Raw genomic sequence first — 915 nt, 5'->3', positions numbered from 1 at the left:
GGATGTTTAGTGCAATAACATAATGATGTGGTTTATTTCTGTTAATATTTATCTCAGAACAATTGTAAATCACATCTGAATTGTTCTATTTCAATCTCATCCGGTTAAGGGAGGTGTTGATGAACTAAGATTGGTGAAGCAGTGCCAAGTAAAGTATTCACTGGACACTGTATCAATGTTCTCCGCAGAAATTTTTCATTGAGAACAGCGCGCGTTAATTAGTAGCTCTGATAAGTAAATGTGACTTGTAATTCCCTGGTTGTTGAGCCAATGAAACTTCTCTTGACTGGGTATTTTTCCGAATTGTACTCATACTCATAACGCCTGTCACTGTTTGCTGTAGGGTTATTGTAATCAGTGTAACGTACCCGCATGACATTGTTCTTGCTTAGGCCTTGTGCCTGTTGATTTTTGCCAGGGTTACCTTTGTAGGGGTTTAATTCAATATCATAAAGGTACTCAGACAAATTCTGGATAACACCATTCATTGAATAGGTTTTAGTTGCGGTCAGATTTTCACCTAAGTAGGTGAAAATCTCGTAATACATTGAATTGTTCATGTTGGAAAATGTTGTCATCTTTGATAGCAAATTTCCGCTATACTCGAGGGTTCTCGAAAACGAAAGGGAGGGGGTGCCAATTTCGTCATATTCCATGTAATCCATCTTAACCAGACGATCGTTCGCATGAAAATAATTGATTCTTGCAATTCTTCTGGTGTCACTGCTGATGATTGAATATTCAAGTACTTTGCTTGCATAAAAATATTCCTGGATGATGTTAAGTCCAGTTGTCTCATCCTTGCTTACTTCTTTTTTTAGTAAACCATTATCATTGTAACTACTGGTCTCTAGGATGTAGTGGCCATTTGGATTTAATGTACGTGTGGTATGTAGTCTGGTTTTGGTACTGGGC

Annotated in this window: 1 protein-coding gene; it reads right to left on the bottom strand. The window is 37.7% G+C overall.

The features are described 5' to 3' along the window. Positions 1-218: 218 nt before the first annotated feature. Positions 219-915 (bottom strand): hypothetical protein (locus AB4Z50_RS35840; RefSeq protein WP_441887261.1); only part of this gene is annotated, 697 nt, incomplete at its 5' end.

The sequence above is a fragment of the Paenibacillus sp. 2TAB26 genome (assembly GCF_052115145.1).
In the GTDB taxonomy this organism is placed as follows: domain Bacteria; phylum Bacillota; class Bacilli; order Paenibacillales; family Paenibacillaceae; genus Pristimantibacillus.
Note: the sequence above shows the minus strand (reverse complement) of the source record. Positions and strands in the feature narration are given on the sequence as shown.